The following is an 18,504-nucleotide window of genomic DNA, read 5'->3' as shown; positions in this document are numbered from 1 at the left end:
ACATCGCCGTTATAGGCAATTTGGAGATACATCCGTGGAACAGGCAGAAATCGGTTTGATCGGTCTTGGCGTAATGGGTTCGAACCTTGCGCTCAACATCGCGGAAAAAGGCAACAAGATTGCTGTTTTCAACCGAACCCCGGAAGTGACAAAGAAATTTTACGCCGACGCCGGCGCGTTGCAGAGCCAGATTATTCCTTGCGAAACAATCGAGGAATTCATCGCCGCGATCCGCCCGCCGCGCCCCATCATTATCATGATCAAGGCTGGTGATCCGGTCGATCAGCAGATGGAAATCCTCAAGCCGTATCTCGAAAGCGGCGACATCATGATTGATGCCGGTAATGCGAATTTCCGCGATACGATTCGTCGTTTTGACAACCTCAAGGATACCGACCTGACCTTCATCGGCATGGGTGTTTCCGGCGGTGAAGAAGGTGCGCGCCACGGACCATCCATCATGGTCGGCGGCACCGAAGACAGCTGGAAGCGTGTCGAGAAGGTGCTGACCTCGATTTCGGCTAAGTACAATGACGAGCCCTGCGTCGCATGGCTTGGCAATGACGGTGCGGGCCACTTCGTCAAGACCATCCACAACGGCATCGAATATGCCGATATGCAGATGATCGCTGAAATCTATGGCATCCTTCGTGACGGTCTGAACCTCAGCGCGTCTGAGATCGCCGACGTATTCGCCGAGTGGAACAAGGGTCGCTTGAACTCCTACCTCATCGAAATCACGGAAAAGGTGCTGCGCGCTGCAGACCCGATCACCGGCAAGCCGATGGTTGATCTCATTCTCGACAAGGCAGGCCAGAAGGGCACTGGCAAGTGGTCGGTCATCGAAGCACAGAACATGGGCGTCGCAGCTACGGCGATTGAAGCAGCGGTTGCTGCGCGTATTCTTTCTTCCCAGAAAGACGAGCGCGAATCGGCTGAGAAAATCTTCGGTCTGCCAACAGCATTGTCCGCTCCTTCCGACAAGAAGGCCTTTATCGACGACCTCGAGAATGCACTTCTGGCTGCCAAGATTGGCGCCTATGCGCAGGGCTTCGCGGTTATGTCTGCTGCGTCCAAAGAGTTTGGCTGGAACCTGCCGATGCCGACCATTGCCCGCATCTGGCGCGCAGGTTGCATCATCCGCTCGCAGTTCCTGGATGAAATCACATCCGCCTTCACCAAGGACCCGCACATTGCCAACCTGATCGTGACGCCAGCATTCTCGAAGATGGTGAAGGACACCGATGCGCCGCTTCGCCGCGTTGTATCCCACGCCGTTCATTCCGGTCTGCCGGTTCCGGCATTGGCATCTGCTCTCGGCTATTTCGACGCCTACCGCCGCGCACGTGGCAGCGCCAACCTCATTCAGGCTCAGCGCGACTTCTTCGGCGCCCATGGATTTGAGCGTACCGACGGTGTGGATAAGCCGCACGGCCCATGGGGCAGCGGACTGGACACTTTCTAAGATTGAAACAAAAAGGCCCGCGTCTCGCGGGCCTTTTTTTATGCGCCAAATTTGGGTGATCGGCTCGACCAGACGGGCTGAATGAGAGTCTGCAATTCCTTGATCGGTTTTCCATCGATGCGCGCCAAAAGGGCTTTTGCCAGCTCGCGGCCAGCCAGCTTGATGTCTTCATTAATGGTGTGAATTTCCGGCCGTATCCAGTTCAGGAAATCGGCTGACTGCTTCGATACGACATCGATGTCTTTGCCGATCTGTTTACCCGCTTCCTCTGCGCCAGCAATAAAGGCGATGGTCGAGCTGCCGCTAATCGAAATCAAACCATCAGGACAATTGCCGCCACTCATCAGTGTCCGGCTGACATCCTTGATCTGGTCCAGCGACGTTGCGTTGCTCATCCCCGTCATTGGAAACTCTTTAAGGCCGAAGTCGCGCAGGCCTCGGTCGAACCCACGTCTTCCGTGGTCATGATAGGAAAACTGAGCAGGCGGAAGGAGAACTGCGATGTCATGTCTGCCACACAGCGATAGCCGTCTGACCGCCTCATAGGCATATGTCTCGTTATCGAAGTCATGATAAGGATGCTCAATGCCCATGTCTGTGCGCCCGTGGGTGGCGAAGGGCATATTACGCTCCGTCATCAACCGCACACGGGGATCGTCTGGCTGCATCTTCGAGATGATGACGCCATCGGCTGAACCCGTATCCAGGATGTACCGGATAGGCACCATCGGGTCTTTTGCGTGGGTGTGGGGCGTAACGACGAGGTGGTATTGTGTATTCGCCAGCACCTCTGCAATGCCAAACACCAACTGCGTCGTAAACCCCATCATTTCCTCATCGACACTGAGGACCAGCGCGATGACGTTCGTTTTGCCTGTGCGAAGACGCACCCCGGCGCGGTTTGGCTGGTAGCCGACCTGTTGAGCGACCTGACGCACGCGCTCCTTCGTATCGGCGCCAATGTCAGGGGCATCTTTGAGCGCGCGAGACACTGTCGTGATGCCGAGACCAGTCAGGTTCGCGATTGTCTTAAGGGTAGGTCGCTCGTAACCAGAAGGCGGTTGGCCACCTGTCTCAGGCTTCATGCTGTCATTCATGTCGACACTCACTATACATATTCGCAGTATCGTAGATTGCTTTTATGCGAATGCAAAGCGGAGAGCGTTGCCACGCCTGGCGCCATACCCCTAAAACTGGAGGATATCGCGCCTGCCAGACCTACTGAAGAGGTGTTTGCCATGATTGGATCGGGATTTATATAATATTTTACATCAGGATGTTTCAATAGCCTATTGTAATTCAATTATTTTTTAATTTTGCAGCGGAAATTGATGGTGGTCGGCGTCAATGTCATTGGCTGGGCCAAGACACCCCGTGACGCCTGCGAAATTTTACGGTAACGTTTCCGCTAATGCACAGTAAAAGATAAGGCGAATGGCATGACGTCATCTTACGCAAGCGACGTTGCGGTAGATCTCTCGGGTGAATGGGTGTTGTTTTCGGTCGAGAAGGATCATTCAACGACGATAACGATACCGGGTGATGTTCACTCTGCTCTGCGTGACGCGGGAATCATTCCTGATCCCTATTTCGGTCGCAATGAAAATGACGTTCAGTGGGTGGCGCATCGGGACTGGGTGATCGAGCGTCGATTCAACATCGATGATGTCGATGCCGATTGGTATCTGGACGTTGATTATCTTGACACGCTCGCCGTGATTTTCCTGAACGATGTTCCTGTCCTGTCGGCGGATAACTGTTTTCGGCGCTACAGGCCTGACGTGTCGAGTGCCTTGTTGAAGGGCGAAAACGTCGTTCGCATCCATTTCCATTCCAGCATCAAGGCGGGTGAAGAGCGTCAGGCAGCCCAGCCATTTTACGTTCCCTATCACCCCGGCAATTCGCCGATTGCCAATGGCAACATGCTACGCAAACCGCAGTGCCATTTCGGATGGGATTGGAACATTGCACTGGCACCTCTCGGCCTTTATGGCTCCATCGCACTTCGGCGTCTTGACACGGCACGCATCGAGCATGTTTGCACTTCGCAACATCATGTCGAGGGCGGTGTCGAGCTTCATGTTGAGGTGACGTTGCACGCGGCCCAACCGGCCAGCGTGCCGGTTTATCTGTCTCTCGGTGAGGAGCGGGTGCGTCTGGATTGCGGGCTGAATGCTGGCGAAACCGTCATTCGTCATGTCTTTTTCGTGGAAAAGCCAAAGCTATGGTGGCCCGCAGGTAGTGGCGAACAAACGCTTTATACTTTGACAGTGGAACTGCCAGACGAGACTGCGACACGACAGATTGGCTTTCGCACCGTTGAATTGCTGACGGATAAGGATGAAGCAGGCAGCCGTTTTGCGTTTCGCATCAACGGGCGGGAGATCTTCTGCCGGGGCGCGAACTGGATCCCGGCAGACGCGCTGCATTCGCTCACCAGCCGGGAAAAGACGGAGGACCTGCTGTCGTCGGCTGTCGAAGCCAACATGAACATGATCCGCGTCTGGGGCGGCGGCTTTTACGAAGCGGATTGGTTCTATGATCTGTGCGACCGGCTTGGGCTTCTGGTCTGGCAGGACTTTATGTTTGCCTGCAATCTTTACCCCTGCACGGATGATTTTCTTGATAATGTGGAGCGTGAAGTCACCTATCAGGTGAAACGTCTGTCATCGCATCCATCCATCGCACTGTGGTGTGGCGACAATGAACTCGTCGGCGCTCTGAACTGGTTTGATGAGTCCCGGAACAACCGGGATCGTTATCTGGTTGCCTATGATCGCCTGAACCGCACCATCGAAACGGCATTGAAAAAAGCGGCACCTTCGGCGCTGTGGTGGCCATCGAGCCCGGCCTCCGGCTATTTGGATTACGGCGATGCCTGGCATGCCGATGGTTCCGGCGATATGCACTATTGGTCCGTTTGGCACGAAAACAAGTCTTTCGACAATTACCGCGCGGTCAAACCGCGTTTTTGCTCGGAATTCGGTTTCCAGTCCTACACATCCATGCCCGTCATCCAGACCTATGCGGATGCGAAGGACATGAACATCTCTTCGCCGGTCATAGAGCTGCACCAGAAGAATGCGGGCGGCAACGAGCGGATTGCAGGAACCATGTTCCGTTACTTCCGCTTCCCGAAGGATTTTGCAAATTTCGTCTATATCAGCCAGGTTCAGCAAGCTCTCGCCATCAAGACGGCCGTGGAATACTGGCGCTCACTAAAGCCTCACTGCATGGGGACATTATATTGGCAGTTGAACGACACATGGCCGGTGGCCTCATGGTCTAGCCTTGATTATGGCGGCAGCTGGAAGGCGTTGCACTACGCCGCGAGGCGGTTCTTCCAGCCCGTCGCCGTTTCTGCCATTCCCTCCGATGACGGCAAAATCGTGCATTTTTCCGCGGTCAATGACCTCATGGAGGAGGTGGACATCGACATGAACATCTTCGCGCTATCGACCGATGGCACGCGCACACCGCTCAAATCCGCCAGTGGTGTTTGCGGGCCCGATGCGGCCATCGTGATGGCCGAGATCGATATGAGCCAGGTTGCCGAAGGCGCGCTGCTTTCGTGGGATTTCATCGCCTCCAACGGCATGACCGGCGAGGGCCACCAGGTGGCAGAAACCTACAAAGCGCTCGATCTTCAACCATCCGGCCTTACACACACCGTCACGTCGCTGGACGACGGGCAGTATGAGGTGGAAGTTACGGCCACAGGGCTTGCGCTGTTCGTGGTGATCGAGGCCGATGTTGCGGGGCGGTACTCTGATAATCTGTTCGATCTGACCGCGGGGGAAACGCGACGCATCGTCTTTTCTCCTCAGGACAAGACGCAGCCTTCACAACCGTCATTCAAGATTTTCGATCTGTTTTCGTCGCAATCTCAAGGTTGAAACGAAGGCGGCATCCCACTACGGTTCGAAGCACCAATCACGCCCGGCGAGTTCTTCGCAGGGCAATAGCATTCTAGGGAGGAATATCCATGGCTTGGCAACCGGCTGAAAACCGCTATGCGTCCATGAAATACAATCATTGTGGCGCATCAGGGCTGAAACTCCCTGCGATTTCGCTCGGCCTCTGGCACAATTTCGGCAATGATTTCTCACACAAGACCAAGCAGGATATTTGCCGCAAGGCTTTCGATCTCGGGATTACCCATTTCGATCTTGCCAATAATTACGGCCCACCTCCCGGCAGCGCGGAAACAGCATTCGGAGAGATATTGCGGACAGATTTCGCCGGTTACCGCGATGAAATGGTGATCTCATCAAAGGCCGGTTATAACATGTGGCCGGGGCCATATGGCGAATGGGGCAGCCGTAAATATCTAATCTCTTCCTGCGACCAGAGCTTGAAGCGCATGGGGCTGGATTACGTCGATATTTTCTATTCCCACCGTTTTGATCCTGACACGCCACTTGAAGAAACCTGCGGTGCGCTCGATCATATCGTGCGTTCGGGCAGGGCGCTTTATGTCGGTATTTCATCCTATAATTCGCAGCGCACGCGGGAAGCTGCGGCTATTCTTAAAGAGCTGGGAACACCCTGCATCATCCACCAGCCCAGCTATTCCATGATTAACCGCTGGATCGAGGATGATGGCCTTGTCGATACGCTGGAAGACCTCGGTATCGGCTCCATCGTGTTCTCGCCATTGGCGCAGGGCATGCTGACCACCAAATATCTGGGTGGCGTGCCGGACGCGAGCAGAGCGAGCCAGGGCAAGTCTCTAAACCCTGCCTTCCTCAACGAGCGCAATATCGAGAATATTCGCGGGCTGAACGCCATTGCTGAACGACGGGGCCAGACGCTGGCACAGATGGCTATTGCTTGGGTTCTGCGCGGCGGTCACATCACGACTGCATTGATCGGCGCCAGCCGTCCCGAGCAGGTCGAGGACTGCGTCAAAGCACTCGATAAGCCCGACTTCACCCCGGAAGAGCTGGCTGAGATCGATGTCTTTGCTAAGGATGCTGATATCAATCTATGGGCAAAATCTGCTGAACTGACGAAGTAAAACAAGGCCGCCCTGATGATAGCCGGGGCGGCCATTTTCATCGTGGCCTCTACAGAAACTTTAAAATATTTGGCTAAGGCACAGCAAGCATTACCAAATTGTAATTCGCTAATTCAGTTTCCGTTCATTGTCGTGACGATAGTGTCGGCCCATCACTTCACGAAAGGGCACACAGATGAAAAAGCTTTTCTCCATTCTGATCGCAGCAACCGTTCTTGCCGCTCCGGTCGCGCAGGCGCAAAGCCGCCACGATGATCGCCCCGGCCACCGGGTCGAGCGGACGGTTACCACGAAGAAAGTCATCATCAAGAAACACCGCTGGGATCGTGGTCAGCGCCTATCTGCGGCGGAACGTCGTCAGATGATTGATCGCCGCGACTATCGCCGTCACAGCCTTAGAGAGCCAGGTCGTGGTCAACGCTGGGTGCGGGTTAACAACCAGTACCTCTTGATCAACACCAGCAATGGCCTGATCATCAGCCTTTCCGGCCGATAAGCCGACGCTTGCAATGTCTTGCGGCCATGGATCCGTTCCATGGCCGCATTCACTGTCAAATACGACGTCACTCGTCACGGCTTCGCAGCGAAACGTAGAGATGCGCTCTGCCGTTTTCACGATGCTTTCCTGCTCCAGTCTGGAAACGGATCTGAGAGGCGGCGCCAGGCGGCGGGGGTGAACGATACCTCATCCACGAGGCACGCGTCCAGCTCCATGCGAAGGCCAGCCTCACTCATCGGATCCGCTCCGATAAAGACGATTTCCTGTCTGCGATCACCCCAGACGGCATCCATATAGGGCGCGAGCATCCGTTCAAAACCGGGATCATCCGGCCAATGCTTTTTGGGCACCGATGTCCACCAAAGACCCATTTTTCCCGTCTTGACCAAAGCGCCAGCCTGGCTGATCTCACCGACATGATCGGGGCGGGTGGCTATCCAGAAAAAGCCCTTGGCCCTGATGACACCCGGCCAATCGTGATTGATGAAGGCGTGAAAGCGGGCTGGATCGAACGGGCGCCTGGCGCGATAGACGAATGAACGAATGCCATATTCCTCGGTTTCTGGAATATGCCCCTTGAAGCCGTGCAATTCCTTGAACCAGAGCGGATGCGTTTCAGCCTCGGCGAAATTGAAGAGGCCGGTACCAAGCACGGATCTGGTATCGACCATGCCGTAATCCGCTTCAATGAGCTTCGCATCCGGGTTGAGCCCGATGATGATTTTTCTGGCCGCGTCTTGCTGCGCCTCCGTTGCGGTGGAAACCTTGTTCAGAATGACGACATTGGCGAATTCTATCTGCTCTACAAGCAGATCAACCAGCGTCCTTTCATCACCCTCTCCGGCGGTTTCTCCACGATCGGCAAGAAAGTCTGACGAGCCGTAATCCTTGAGTAGATTGGCGCAATCAACGACTGTGACCATCGTATCCAGCTGCGCGACATCAGAGAGGCTCTGCCCGTTCTCATCGCGAAAATCGAAGGTGGCAGCCACGGGCAGGGGTTCTGCAATGCCTGTGGATTCGATGAGAAGGTAATCGAACCTGTCCTGCTGCGCCAATTGTCTTACCTCACTCAGCAAGTCATCCCGCAGAGTGCAACAGATGCAGCCATTGGTCATTTCGACAAGCTGTTCCTGGGTCCGCGAGAGGTTGGCGCCGCCATCCCTTATCAATGCGGCATCGATGTTCACTTCGCTCATATCATTGACGATAACCGCAACCCGAAGGCCGTCCCGGTTGCCGAGGATGTGATTGAGGACCGTGGTTTTACCTGCTCCAAGAAATCCCGACAAAACCGTTACAGGAAGCTTGCGCGTCATGACGTTCTCCAAATTGTAATAGTATTACATTGATGGTCAAAAAAAGAGGCAGGCGGCCTGAGCCACCCACCTCCCAGACGGTTGAGTTAAGAAAGGCAGTTCTTCAGCGAAGTCGCGATGCCGCGCATCAATTTGAAATAGAGATCTGGACCAGCCTCCAGCGTCGCTGCTTCCGGGTCCAGCGTCGCAGATTTCGCGTTGGTGCCTTCGATGACAACGTTGACCAGTTTGGGCTCGAACTGAGGCTCGGCAAAAACGCAGGTTGCGTTCAACTCTTTCACCTTGGCATGGATCTGCTTGATGCGCTCCGCGCCTGGAATGCTTTCCGGGCTGACAGTGATCGAGCCAGCGGTTTTCACACCATAGTGATTTTCGAAATACTGGTAGGCATCGTGAAACACGATGAATGGCTTATCCTTGATCGGCGCAACCGTGGCGACGATCTCCTTGTCCAGCGCATCGAGATCCTCGATCAGCTTCTTTGTGTTCTGCTGATAGGCCTGCGCGTTCTGGGGATCAGCCGTGATCAGTGTCTTTTCGATCTCGAAAGCCATGGCCTTTGCGTTGGCGGGATCAAGCCAAAGGTGCATATCGAATTCACCTTCGCCATGATCATGACCTTCATGTTCGTGGCTGCCATGGTCGTCAGCGGCATGGTCATGGCCTTCGTGCTCGCCATGGTCATGACCTTCGAACGGGCCGCCTTCGCGGAATGGAAGTTTTTCGAGACCTTTCGCATCGTCCAGTTCAACAACAGTTGCCTTGCTACCAAGAGACTGCAGCGGCTTTTCAAGGAATTTCTCAAGCCCATCACCGACCCAGAACACCACATCGGCACTTTCGATGGCGCGTGCGTTGGATGGTTTAAGATTGTAGGTGTGCGGAGATGCACCGCCATCGACAATCAGCGCCGGTTCGCCAACGCCAGCCATGACGGCAGCAACGAGAGAGTGGATCGGCTTGATGGAAACCACCACATTCGGCGCGGCCATGGCGTTCGAAGACGTGATCATGGCGACGGAAGCGAAAAGAAGGGTGGCGATGGACTTCATGCGGATACTCCGGTTGTATATAATTGTTATGTTATTACATATGTTGCGTAACGCTATAACGTATGCGATAGCCATAGGCAACACCGACAATCGGAAAAACACATGCTTCATTCTCCGCTCAAAGATGACGGAAAACTTGTCTCTCTTTCCAATGCTGGCATTCAGCGCAGCGGACGCTGGCTGGTTCGGGGTGTGGACTTTTCTGTGCGCCGAGGAGAGATTGTAACGCTCATCGGCCCGAATGGATCAGGCAAATCCACCACGGCCAAAATGGCGACAGGCGTGCTGAAGCCGGATGAAGGGCAGGTCTCGCGGATTGCAGGCTTGAGGGTTGGCTACGTTCCACAGAAGCTTTCCGTCGATTGGACCATGCCATTGACCGTGCGCCGGCTGATGACGCTCACCGGTCAGTTGCCACCCGTCGAGATCGACGCGGCTCTGGCCTCCACCGGTATCGCGCATCTTGCGAAGGCAGAGGTGCAGCATTTGTCCGGCGGCGAATTTCAGCGTGCCTTGCTTGCGCGCGCCATTGCCCGCAAGCCTGATCTGCTGGTTCTGGATGAGCCCGTGCAGGGCGTGGATTTCTCAGGCGAAATCGCACTTTACGATCTGATCAAGACTATTCGAAACTCGACTGGTTGCGGCGTTTTGCTGATTTCGCACGATCTTCATCTGGTCATGGCGGAAACGGACTCCGTCATTTGCCTCAATGGTCATGTCTGCTGCCGTGGCACGCCCAAAGCCGTAAGCCAAAGCCCGGAATATATGCGCCTCTTCGGTGGCGTAGCAGGACGAGGGCTTGCAGTTTACAGCCATGATCACGACCACACCCACTTGCCCGATGGGCGCGTGCAACACGCCGATGGGTCCGTCACGGACCACTGCCACCCGGACGATGGCCACCACCATGACCACGATAACGATCACGATCATGACCATGGTCATGCATCGCATCACCATGCGGAGGGAGCCAAGCATGTTTGATGACTTCTTCGTAAGAGCCATGGTGGCCGGTGTGGGTGTTGCCTTGATGGCGGGGCCTTTGGGATGCTTCGTCGTCTGGCGCCGCATGGCCTATTTCGGGGATACGATGGCGCATTCCGCGCTTCTTGGCGTGGCGCTCTCACTGCTGTTTCAACTCAATCTGATTCTCAGCGTCTTTATCGTTGCCTCGCTTGTCTCGCTGGTGTTGCTGTTTCTGCAGCGGCGTCAGGCTCTGTCATCCGATGCGCTACTGGGAATTCTCTCGCATTCCGCGCTTGCGTTCGGGCTGGTCATCGTTGCTTTCATGACCTGGGTCCGCATCGATCTCGTGGCCTTTCTGTTCGGGGATATTCTGGCCGTCTCTACATCCGATATCTATCTGATCTGGGGTGGCGGCGTGGTGGTGCTGTTCGCAATCGCATATCTGTGGAAGCCTTTGCTGGCCTCGACTGTCAATGCAGAATTGGCGGAAGCGGAGGGCATGCGGCCGGAACGTTCCAAACTGCTCTTCATGCTCCTGATGGCACTTGTTATTGCCATTGCCATGAAAATCGTCGGCATCATGCTGATTACCTCTCTGTTGATCATACCTGCGGCCACCGCGCGGCGGTTTTCGTCCACCCCGGAATTAATGGCGGTGCTTGCTTCGCTTCTCGGCGCTGTGGCAGTCGTTGGCGGGCTCATGGGCTCGCTGCAATATGATACGCCGTCTGGCCCCTCTATTGTCGTTGCCGCCGTCATGCTTTTCATCTTGAGTCTTCTGCCCACGCCAAAGCTGTTGCGCAAGGCAGAACAAGGAGGCCGTTTATGACCACTCAAAACCTCACGCGAAACCAGTCTCTGGTCTATGACGCTCTCTCGCGTTCGCAGGCACCGCTCAGCGCCTATGTCATCCTCGACAAGCTACGTGATGCTGGCTTCCGAGCGCCTCTTCAGGTTTATCGAGCACTTGAAAAACTGATTGAATTTGGTCTGGTGCATCGGCTGGAAAGCCTGAATGCCTTCGTTGCATGTTCTCACACGAAAACAGATTGCTGCACGCACCATCATGGCAGCGTTGCCTTCGCCATCTGCAACGCCTGCGGCCAGGTCACGGAATTTCATGACCACGAAATGGACCATCGTCTGGGTGACTGGGCCAAAAACAAGAAGTTCAAGGCGGAAAAGACGACGATTGAAATTCGTGGCCTTTGTGAAAGCTGCGCCGCTTAAAGCGGTCTCAAGTCCCTGGCGAAACTCTGCCAGTTTTTGACGTAGTTTTCGGCTGATGTTTTCAACGCAGCAATGGCTTTGTCATCAAGGGTGCGGATGGCGCGCGCCGGAGAGCCGACGATTAGCGAGTTGTCAGGAAACTCCTTGCCTTCCGTGACAAGTGCATTGGCGCCAACAAGGCAATTTTTGCCAATTTTAGCGCCGTTCAGCACTGTAGCGCCCATGCCAATAAGTGAACCGTCTCCAATCGTGCAGCCGTGGATTATGGCGTGGTGGCCGATTGTGCAATCCTCACCAATCGTGGCCGGAAAGCCCGCATCGGCGTGCACCATGGTGCCTTCCTGAATGTTGCTGCCACGGCCAACCGTAATCGGCTCATTGTCACCGCGAAGTGTTGCGCCGAACCAGATGCCGACATTTTCCCCCAGCGTGACGGACCCGATAACATTGGCATCGGGCGCGACCCAGTAACGGTCCGGGGCAGGGAGTTGCGGTATGCGTTCGCCTAGCCTGTATATCGGCATGTTCACCCCCTCTGTTCAGATGACTTTGACGGACAGTGTTCCGACACCATCGACGCCGCAGACGATGTGATCGCCACGGACAATCGCACCGACACCTGCCGGTGTACCTGTCATGATGACATCCCCAGCCGCCAGCGTGAAATACTTTGAAAGCTCTGCGATAATTTCAGCCGTTTTCCAGATCATCTGATCAAGGTCGCCGGTCTGTTTCCTCTCGCCATTGACATCCAGCCAGACAGCGCCTTTCGCCGGATGGCCGATTTTGGATGCCGGGACCAATGGTGAAATCGGCGCAGAATGTTCAAATGCCTTCGCGCCCTCCCAAGAACGGCCCATTTTCTTAAGCCCATCCTGAACGTCGCGGCGGGTCATATCGATGCCCACGCCATAGCCCCACACATGGTCCAAGGCCGTCTGTGCTGCGATATCAGATCCACCACTTTTCAGTGCAACAACGCACTCGACCTCGTAGTGAACATTGGACGACAGGGCAGGATAGGGAAAGTCCTGCCCGGCGGGCAGCAGGTTGTCGGCATTTTTCTGGAAGAAAAAGGGCGGCTCGCGCGAGGGATCGTGCCCCATTTCAATGGCGTGATCCGCGTAATTGCGCCCGACACAGTAAACGCGGCGCACCGGAAATGTCTCATCCGTGCCCTCAACGGGCAGAAGAACGTAAGGTGGAACGGGAATGACGGTCGCGGACATGGGCTCGGCTCCTGATTTCTGGAGATGGTTGTCCCGCGATTCTGCGCCGATTTCCAGCCATAAATCCGTTTCTTTCAAAACTGGCATTATCGACGACATTGCGGTAGAAGCCCTCAAAAGAGGTTCCACGCCCCATGTATCAAAAAGCTCTCGCGACCGGTGGCAAGCTGTTTGCCGTTGCCCCGATGATCGATTGGACGGACACGCGCTGTCGTTTTCTCCATCGGCAACTGACCAGCCATGCGCTGCTATATACCGAGATGATTGTGGCTGACGCGATCATCCACGGTCAGCGCGACAAATTGCTGGGCTATCACTCTGAGGAACACCCGGTTGCCCTGCAGCTAGGTGGCTCTGATCCGGCAAAGCTCTCGGAAGCGGTGAAGATTGCGAGCGATTATGGCTATGACGAAATCAATCTCAACGTCGGCTGTCCCTCGGACCGGGTACAATCCGGCACATTCGGCGCGTGTCTGATGCGTGAGCCTGAAGTGGTTGCGCGTTGTGTATCGGCGATGAAAGCCGTGGCAACTGTGCCGGTCACCGTCAAATGCCGTATCGGAGTGGATGATCAGGAGCCGGAAATTGTGTTGCCGGACTTCATCGCCCGCGTCGTCGCTGCTGGGGCGGATGCCGTCTGGATCCACGCCCGCAAGGCGTGGCTGCAAGGTCTCTCGCCGAAGGAAAACCGCGATGTGCCGCCGCTGGACTATCCGCTCGTTTACCGCATGAAGGAGGCCAATCCCGGTCTATTCATCGGCATCAATGGCGGCATTACCGATCTCGATCAAGCCGACGAGCATTTGAAGCATGTCGACGGCGTGATGCTGGGTCGGGCTGCCTATCACAACACGTCCATTCTCGCTGATGTGGACCACCGTATCTACGGCGAGCTGGAGCGTGCACCGGACTGGATGAAGTTGTGCGACAAGATGATGGCCTATGCCGATGATTACGTCGCCAAGGGTGGGCGTGTGAACCATGTTACGCGCCACATGGTCGGTCTCTTTCAAGGCATATCGGGCGCGCGCCGCTTCCGACAGATCCTATCCAGCGATGCCACCCGCCCGGGTGCCGGATCGGAAGTGATCGCGAACGCTTTTGCCGCGATCAATTTCGATGCGAGTTCATTGGATGCCGCCGTTTAACCGCCGAGCGCTAGACAAGCGTCTGCAAAAGCTGCGCGCCTTCGGGCGCGTTGACCTTGCCGCCTGAAATGAAGAAGGCAAACACATCGCGTGGCTTTTTCTCAGGCTGCAAATCGGCTGCGATCAATGGAAGATCATCAGGGGCGCTGCCCTCTGCGTAAGTCTGAAGTCGTTTAGCCCAGGCTTCGACGTCCTTTTCAGGATAGCAGGTCTCGATATCGTCTTCGCCTTTTTGCAGCCGGCAATAGACGAAATCCGCTGTAACATCCGGCAGCATCGGATAGTCGTGGTGGTCGGCGCAGACCACGGCCACCTTGTGCTTGTTCAGCAACTGGATGAATTCCGGTACCTGGAAACTGGGATGACGGACCTCGACAACGTGCTGAAGCATCAGTCCGTCCTGTTTTTCAGGCAGAAGCGCGAGGAACGCCGCAAAGTCATCGGGCTCGAATTTTTTCGTAGGTGCAAACTGCCACAGGATCGGGCCGAGGTGATCGCCAAGCTCCGTCAAACCCTGTGTCAGGAACTTCGTCATGGAGTCACCGGCTTCCGCAAGCACCTTTCGGTTGGTGACGTAGCGGCTGGCCTTCAGCGAAAATATGAAACCATCCGGCACTTCGGATGCCCATTTGGCAAAGGTTTCAGGTTTTTGACTGCCATAATAGGTGCCGTTGACTTCGATGGCGGTCAGATGACGGCTGGCATGTTCCAGCTGTCGCCGTTTGACCAGCTTGTCTGGATAGAACTTGCCCTCCCAAGGCTCAAACGTCCAGCCGCCAATGCCCGTACGGATCGTCCCTGTCTTGCTCATCCTATGCCCTCGGTAGCCTGATCACTCGGCCGCTTGTATTTTCTTCTCTGGACGGCGTTCCAGCAGTTCTTTCAGGAAGTGCCCGGTATAGGAGCGCTTTTCCTTGACGATCTGCTCCGGCGTGCCCGCAGCAACGACCTCGCCACCGCCAGTGCCGCCTTCTGGGCCGATATCGATAACCCAGTCCGCCGTCTTGATGACTTCAAGATTGTGCTCGATCACGACGACGGAGTTGCCCTGATTGACCAGTTCATGCAGCATTTCCAGGAGCTTTTCCACGTCGTGGAAATGCAGACCCGTCGTCGGCTCATCGAGGATATAGAGCGTGCGACCTGTGGAGCGCTTCGACAATTCCTTCGCAAGCTTCACGCGCTGGGCCTCGCCGCCTGAAAGCGTGTTCGCCTGCTGGCCGACTTTGATATAGCCAAGGCCGACCTCAAAGAGCGATTGCAACTTGTCCCGTACAGCAGGTACTGCTGCAAAGAATTCGACTCCCTCTTCGACCGTCATATCCAACACGTCTGCGATGGACTTGCCCTTGAATGTTACATCGAGTGTTTCGCGGTTGTAGCGCTTTCCGTGACATACATCGCAGGTGACATAGACATCCGGCAGGAAGTGCATCTCGATCTTGATCACGCCATCACCCTGGCATGCTTCGCAGCGACCGCCCTTGACGTTGAAGGAAAAGCGACCGGGCGCATAACCGCGGGCCTTCGCTTCTGGCAGGCCTGAGAACCAGTCCCGGATCGGCGTAAAGGCACCGGTATAGGTGGCCGGGTTGGAGCGCGGCGTCCGACCGATGGGCGACTGGTCGATATCGATGACCTTGTCGATGAACTCGAACCCATCGATCCGGTCATGGTCCGCCGGTATTTCGCGCGCGCCCATAACCCGACGGGCAGCGGCCTTATAGAGCGTTTCAATCAGGAACGTCGATTTGCCGCCACCGGAAACACCTGTCACCGCTGTGAAGACACCGAGGGGAACCGACGCAGTGACGTTCTTCAGGTTGTTGCCCCGTGCGCCAACAACCTTGATCTCCTTACCCTTCTTGGGTTTGCGACGTTCCGCAGGAACTGCCACACCCAACTCGCCGGAGAGGTATTTGCCCGTCAGTGATTTCGGATTGTCCATCACCTGTTGCGGCGTTCCCTCGGCGATCACCTCACCGCCATGGATGCCAGCTGCGGGGCCGATATCGACCACATAGTCTGCGGTCATGATCGCGTCTTCGTCATGCTCCACGACAATGACGGTGTTGCCGATATCACGAAGGTGCTTCAGCGTTTCGAGAAGGCGGGCATTGTCACGCTGGTGCAAGCCAATCGATGGCTCGTCGAGCACATAGAGAACGCCCGTCAAACCTGAACCAATCTGCGAAGCAAGCCGGATACGCTGGCTTTCGCCACCGGAGAGCGTGCCTGAATTTCGCGACAGGCTGAGATAATCCAGACCCACATCGTTGAGGAAGCGCAGACGCTCGCGGATTTCCTTGAGAATGCGGACGGCGATCTCGTTCTGCTTGGCGTTGAGAGATTCGGGCAAAACCTCAAACCAGTCGCGCGCCAGCTTGATCGACATCTGCGTAACCTGGCCGATGTGCATCTTGTTGATCTTCACGGCCAATGCCTCGGGCTTGAGGCGGTAACCTGCGCAGGCAGGGCAGGGAGCCGCCGACATATAGCGCTCGATTTCCTCACGGGCCCAGGCACTATCCGTTTCCTTCCAGCGACGCTCGAGATTGGGCACGATGCCCTCGAAATTCTTCACGGTCTTGTAGGAGCGGGCACCATCCTGATACTCGAATTCGATCTTGTCGTCGGTGCCCTGCAAAATGGCTTTCTTGGCAGCATCGGTCAGTTGGTTCCAACGGCTCGAAAGCTTGAAACCAAAGGCTTTTCCAAGCGCTTCAAGCGTCTGATTATAATAGGGCGACGATGATTTTGCCCAAGGTGCGACAGCGCCATCCTTCAGAGTGCGCTCGGGTTCGGGCACGATCAGCGCAACGTCCACCTTCTGTTGCGAGCCCAAGCCATCGCAAGTTGGGCAGGCACCGAAGGGATTGTTGAACGAGAAGAGGCGCGGTTCGATTTCCGGTATTGTGAAACCCGATACGGGGCAGGCAAATTTTTCCGAAAATAGCACGCGCTCGTGGGTTTCGTTGAGCGACTTGTTGGCTGAGCCGCCGGCCGAGGTTTCCTCAGGGGGGAGGGGCTTGTCGGCGAATTCGGCGACAGCCAATCCATCGGCGAGTTTCAGGCATGTCTCGATGCTGTCTGCAAGACGCGATGCCATATCGGGGCGAACCACGGCACGGTCCACCACCACGTCGATATCGTGCTTGTATTTCTTATCGAGGGCAGGGACGTCAGCAATCTCGTAGAACTGACCATCGACCTTTACGCGCTGGAAACCCTTTTTCATCAGGTCCGCCAGCTCTTTCTTGTACTCCCCTTTACGTCCGCGAATGATGGGAGCGAGGATATAGAGACGCGTGCCTTCTTCGAATGCGAGGACGCGGTCAACCATTTGGCTGACTGTCTGGCTTTCGATTGGCAGACCGGTTGCGGGAGAATAGGGAACGCCAACGCGCGCAAACAGAAGGCGCATATAGTCGTAAATCTCAGTGACAGTGCCAACAGTCGAGCGCGGGTTGCGCGATGTCGTCTTCTGCTCAATGGAAATGGCCGGGGAGAGACCCTCGATCTGATCCACATCCGGCTTCTGCATCATTTCCAGAAATTGCCGCGCATAGGCAGATAGGCTTTCGACATAACGACGCTGCCCTTCGGCATAGATCGTATCGAAAGCAAGCGAGGATTTTCCAGAGCCCGAAAGGCCGGTCATGACGATCAGCTTGTTGCGCGGCAAATCGAGGTCTATGCCCTTGAGATTATGCTCGCGGGCACCACGGATCGAAATCGTCTTTAATTCACTCATGAGAAGGCTCGGAATACTCGTTGGGAGGCGTCGGTTCTTATGTAATGATGGCAGACGGCGTGTCGAGGTATGTTAAGCTTTTCAGATACGCTTTTCCGTCCACTTGACTCGATTGATCTGCCTTAATAGAACAAAATAAGAACGATTGGCAAGGGTTTCACAGGTGAGAGAACATTCCTTGTGGATTGTTGTTCCATCCAATGCCCACGGGCCTAAACGATGGTCTATGGTGCGTTTAAATTTTGAACAGGATAAATGCTGACCATGAGGGTTGGCAGACAGGATGAGAAGATGGCTGGCAGCGTAAACAAGGTAATTTTGCTCGGGAACGTCGGTGCTGATCCTGAAATTCGCCGCACGCAGGACGGTCGCCCTATTGCGAATTTGCGCATTGCGACGTCCGAAAGCTGGCGCGATCGCAACTCCGGTGAGCGCAAAGAAAAGACTGAATGGCACACTGTCGTCGTGTTCAACGAAGGTCTTTGCAAGGTCATTGAGCAGTATGTGAAAAAGGGCGCCAAGCTTTACATCGAAGGTGCGCTTCAGACCCGCAAATGGCAGGACCAGACCGGTAACGACCGCTATTCGACGGAAATCGTTCTGCAGGGCTTCAACTCGACATTGACGATGCTGGACGGTCGCGGTGAAGGCGGCGGTGGTGGAAGCCGTGGCGGAGACGATTTCGGCGGCGGCGGAAACTACGGCGGTGGCAACGATATGCCATCATCCTCTCCCTCTCGCGGCGGTTCGTCTCGTGGTGGCCAGCCGGCTGGCAACTTCAACAACGATATGGACGATGACATCCCATTTTGATGTCTGAAC

Annotated in this window: 16 protein-coding genes; 9 read left to right on the top strand and 7 right to left on the bottom strand. The window is 55.5% G+C overall.

Annotated elements, in window-relative coordinates; all coding sequences use genetic code 11:
• Nucleotides 1-34: 34 nt before the first annotated feature.
• Nucleotides 35-1,465 (top strand): NADP-dependent phosphogluconate dehydrogenase, encoded by a 1,431-nt coding sequence (gene gndA, locus ACQZ51_RS11060; RefSeq protein ID WP_448777171.1) that lies wholly within the window; start codon nucleotides 35-37, stop codon nucleotides 1,463-1,465.
• 38 nt (nucleotides 1,466-1,503) lie between these two features.
• On the opposite strand, the gene ACQZ51_RS11055 is transcribed toward gndA, so the two are convergent.
• Nucleotides 1,504-2,562: a LacI family transcriptional regulator gene (locus ACQZ51_RS11055; RefSeq protein WP_448777169.1), complete on the bottom strand. Its 1,059-nt coding sequence runs from the start codon at nucleotides 2,560-2,562 to the stop codon at nucleotides 1,504-1,506.
• Nucleotides 2,563-2,904: 342 nt separating this feature from the next.
• On the opposite strand from ACQZ51_RS11055, the gene ACQZ51_RS11050 reads away from it, so the two are divergent.
• The 3 genes from ACQZ51_RS11050 to ACQZ51_RS11040 all read left to right on the top strand — a co-directional run bounded on the left by ACQZ51_RS11050 (nucleotide 2,905) and on the right by ACQZ51_RS11040 (nucleotide 6,981).
• Nucleotides 2,905-5,361 (top strand): beta-mannosidase, encoded by a 2,457-nt coding sequence (locus ACQZ51_RS11050; protein ID WP_448777168.1) that lies wholly within the window; start codon nucleotides 2,905-2,907, stop codon nucleotides 5,359-5,361.
• Nucleotides 5,362-5,450: 89 nt separating this feature from the next.
• Nucleotides 5,451-6,485 (top strand): L-glyceraldehyde 3-phosphate reductase, encoded by a 1,035-nt coding sequence (gene mgrA / locus ACQZ51_RS11045; RefSeq protein WP_448777166.1) that lies wholly within the window; start codon nucleotides 5,451-5,453, stop codon nucleotides 6,483-6,485.
• A 175-nt stretch (nucleotides 6,486-6,660) separates the two neighbouring features.
• Nucleotides 6,661-6,981 carry an RcnB family protein gene (locus ACQZ51_RS11040; protein ID WP_243256076.1) on the top strand — a complete coding sequence of 107 codons (321 nt, stop codon included), beginning with the start codon at nucleotides 6,661-6,663 and terminating at the stop codon, nucleotides 6,979-6,981.
• A 116-nt stretch (nucleotides 6,982-7,097) separates the two neighbouring features.
• Here ACQZ51_RS11040 and ACQZ51_RS11035 read toward each other — a convergent pair whose 3' ends face one another.
• A complete protein-coding gene (locus tag ACQZ51_RS11035) occupies nucleotides 7,098-8,303 on the bottom strand; it encodes a GTP-binding protein (protein ID WP_448777163.1) in 1,206 nt (401 codons plus the stop codon).
• A gap of 86 nt (nucleotides 8,304-8,389) precedes the next feature.
• Entirely contained in the window at nucleotides 8,390-9,355 is a 966-nt protein-coding gene (znuA, locus tag ACQZ51_RS11030; RefSeq protein ID WP_448777161.1) for a zinc ABC transporter substrate-binding protein ZnuA, read from the bottom strand.
• A 102-nt stretch (nucleotides 9,356-9,457) separates the two neighbouring features.
• On the opposite strand from znuA, the gene znuC reads away from it, so the two are divergent.
• Genes znuC through ACQZ51_RS11015 form a run of 3 tightly spaced genes read left to right on the top strand, consistent with a single transcriptional unit; the run spans nucleotide 9,458 to nucleotide 11,551 of the window.
• Nucleotides 9,458-10,339: a zinc ABC transporter ATP-binding protein ZnuC gene (gene znuC, locus ACQZ51_RS11025; protein ID WP_448777160.1), complete on the top strand. Its 882-nt coding sequence runs from the start codon at nucleotides 9,458-9,460 to the stop codon at nucleotides 10,337-10,339.
• Nucleotides 10,332-11,150 (top strand): zinc ABC transporter permease subunit ZnuB, encoded by an 819-nt coding sequence (gene znuB / locus ACQZ51_RS11020; protein ID WP_448777158.1) that lies wholly within the window; start codon nucleotides 10,332-10,334, stop codon nucleotides 11,148-11,150. The genes znuC and znuB overlap by 8 nt, the downstream gene beginning before the upstream one ends.
• Nucleotides 11,147-11,551: a Fur family transcriptional regulator gene (locus ACQZ51_RS11015; RefSeq protein ID WP_448777157.1), complete on the top strand. Its 405-nt coding sequence runs from the start codon at nucleotides 11,147-11,149 to the stop codon at nucleotides 11,549-11,551. The genes znuB and ACQZ51_RS11015 overlap by 4 nt, the downstream gene beginning before the upstream one ends.
• Here the strand turns inward: ACQZ51_RS11015 and ACQZ51_RS11010 are convergent.
• Nucleotides 11,548-12,075 (bottom strand): gamma carbonic anhydrase family protein, encoded by a 528-nt coding sequence (locus ACQZ51_RS11010; RefSeq protein WP_448777155.1) that lies wholly within the window; start codon nucleotides 12,073-12,075, stop codon nucleotides 11,548-11,550. The two genes, ACQZ51_RS11015 and ACQZ51_RS11010, sit on opposite strands and share 4 nt — an antisense overlap.
• 15 nt (nucleotides 12,076-12,090) lie before the next feature.
• The gene (locus ACQZ51_RS11005) at nucleotides 12,091-12,780 is read right to left on the bottom strand and encodes a fumarylacetoacetate hydrolase family protein (protein WP_448777153.1); all 690 of its coding nucleotides are present in this window, start codon (nucleotides 12,778-12,780) and stop codon (nucleotides 12,091-12,093) included.
• A gap of 134 nt (nucleotides 12,781-12,914) precedes the next feature.
• On the opposite strand from ACQZ51_RS11005, the gene dusA reads away from it, so the two are divergent.
• Nucleotides 12,915-13,928: a tRNA dihydrouridine(20/20a) synthase DusA gene (gene dusA / locus ACQZ51_RS11000; RefSeq protein WP_448777151.1), complete on the top strand. Its 1,014-nt coding sequence runs from the start codon at nucleotides 12,915-12,917 to the stop codon at nucleotides 13,926-13,928.
• A gap of 10 nt (nucleotides 13,929-13,938) precedes the next feature.
• Here dusA and ACQZ51_RS10995 read toward each other — a convergent pair whose 3' ends face one another.
• Both ACQZ51_RS10995 and uvrA read right to left on the bottom strand, forming a co-directional pair.
• Entirely contained in the window at nucleotides 13,939-14,739 is an 801-nt protein-coding gene (locus ACQZ51_RS10995; RefSeq protein ID WP_448777149.1) for a DUF72 domain-containing protein, read from the bottom strand.
• A 21-nt stretch (nucleotides 14,740-14,760) separates the two neighbouring features.
• On the bottom strand, nucleotides 14,761-17,682 hold the full coding sequence (gene uvrA, locus ACQZ51_RS10990) for an excinuclease ABC subunit UvrA (RefSeq protein ID WP_448777147.1): 2,922 nt from the start codon (nucleotides 17,680-17,682) through the stop codon (nucleotides 14,761-14,763).
• A gap of 291 nt (nucleotides 17,683-17,973) precedes the next feature.
• Here uvrA and ACQZ51_RS10985 point away from each other — a divergent pair, with 291 nt between their 5' ends.
• On the top strand, nucleotides 17,974-18,495 hold the full coding sequence (locus tag ACQZ51_RS10985; protein ID WP_448777145.1) for a single-stranded DNA-binding protein: 522 nt from the start codon (nucleotides 17,974-17,976) through the stop codon (nucleotides 18,493-18,495).
• Nucleotides 18,496-18,504: the final 9 nt, after the last annotated feature.

The organism is Agrobacterium sp. CG674 (assembly GCF_053521645.1).
The sequence above is the reverse complement of the archived record's forward strand: the minus strand, read 5'-3'. Positions and strand labels throughout refer to the sequence as shown.

Bases quoted from the DNA above. Each gene is read 5' to 3' on its own strand.
- znuC (WP_448777160.1), top strand. From the start codon at position 9,458: ATGCTTCATTCTCCGCTCAAAGATGACGGAAAACTTGTCTCTCTTTCC.
- ACQZ51_RS11005 (WP_448777153.1), bottom strand. From the start codon at position 12,780: ATGTCCGCGACCGTCATTCCCGTTCCACCTTACGTTCTTCTGCCCGTT.
- uvrA (WP_448777147.1), bottom strand. From the start codon at position 17,682: ATGAGTGAATTAAAGACGATTTCGATCCGTGGTGCCCGCGAGCATAAT.
- ACQZ51_RS11040 (WP_243256076.1), top strand. From the start codon at position 6,661: ATGAAAAAGCTTTTCTCCATTCTGATCGCAGCAACCGTTCTTGCCGCT.
- mgrA (WP_448777166.1), top strand. From the start codon at position 5,451: ATGGCTTGGCAACCGGCTGAAAACCGCTATGCGTCCATGAAATACAAT.
- dusA (WP_448777151.1), top strand. From the start codon at position 12,915: ATGTATCAAAAAGCTCTCGCGACCGGTGGCAAGCTGTTTGCCGTTGCC.
- ACQZ51_RS11015 (WP_448777157.1), top strand. From the start codon at position 11,147: ATGACCACTCAAAACCTCACGCGAAACCAGTCTCTGGTCTATGACGCT.
- ACQZ51_RS11035 (WP_448777163.1), bottom strand. From the start codon at position 8,303: ATGACGCGCAAGCTTCCTGTAACGGTTTTGTCGGGATTTCTTGGAGCA.
- znuB (WP_448777158.1), top strand. From the start codon at position 10,332: ATGTTTGATGACTTCTTCGTAAGAGCCATGGTGGCCGGTGTGGGTGTT.
- ACQZ51_RS11050 (WP_448777168.1), top strand. From the start codon at position 2,905: ATGACGTCATCTTACGCAAGCGACGTTGCGGTAGATCTCTCGGGTGAA.
- ACQZ51_RS11055 (WP_448777169.1), bottom strand. From the start codon at position 2,562: ATGAATGACAGCATGAAGCCTGAGACAGGTGGCCAACCGCCTTCTGGT.
- znuA (WP_448777161.1), bottom strand. From the start codon at position 9,355: ATGAAGTCCATCGCCACCCTTCTTTTCGCTTCCGTCGCCATGATCACG.
- ACQZ51_RS10995 (WP_448777149.1), bottom strand. From the start codon at position 14,739: ATGAGCAAGACAGGGACGATCCGTACGGGCATTGGCGGCTGGACGTTT.
- ACQZ51_RS11010 (WP_448777155.1), bottom strand. From the start codon at position 12,075: ATGCCGATATACAGGCTAGGCGAACGCATACCGCAACTCCCTGCCCCG.
- ACQZ51_RS10985 (WP_448777145.1), top strand. From the start codon at position 17,974: ATGGCTGGCAGCGTAAACAAGGTAATTTTGCTCGGGAACGTCGGTGCT.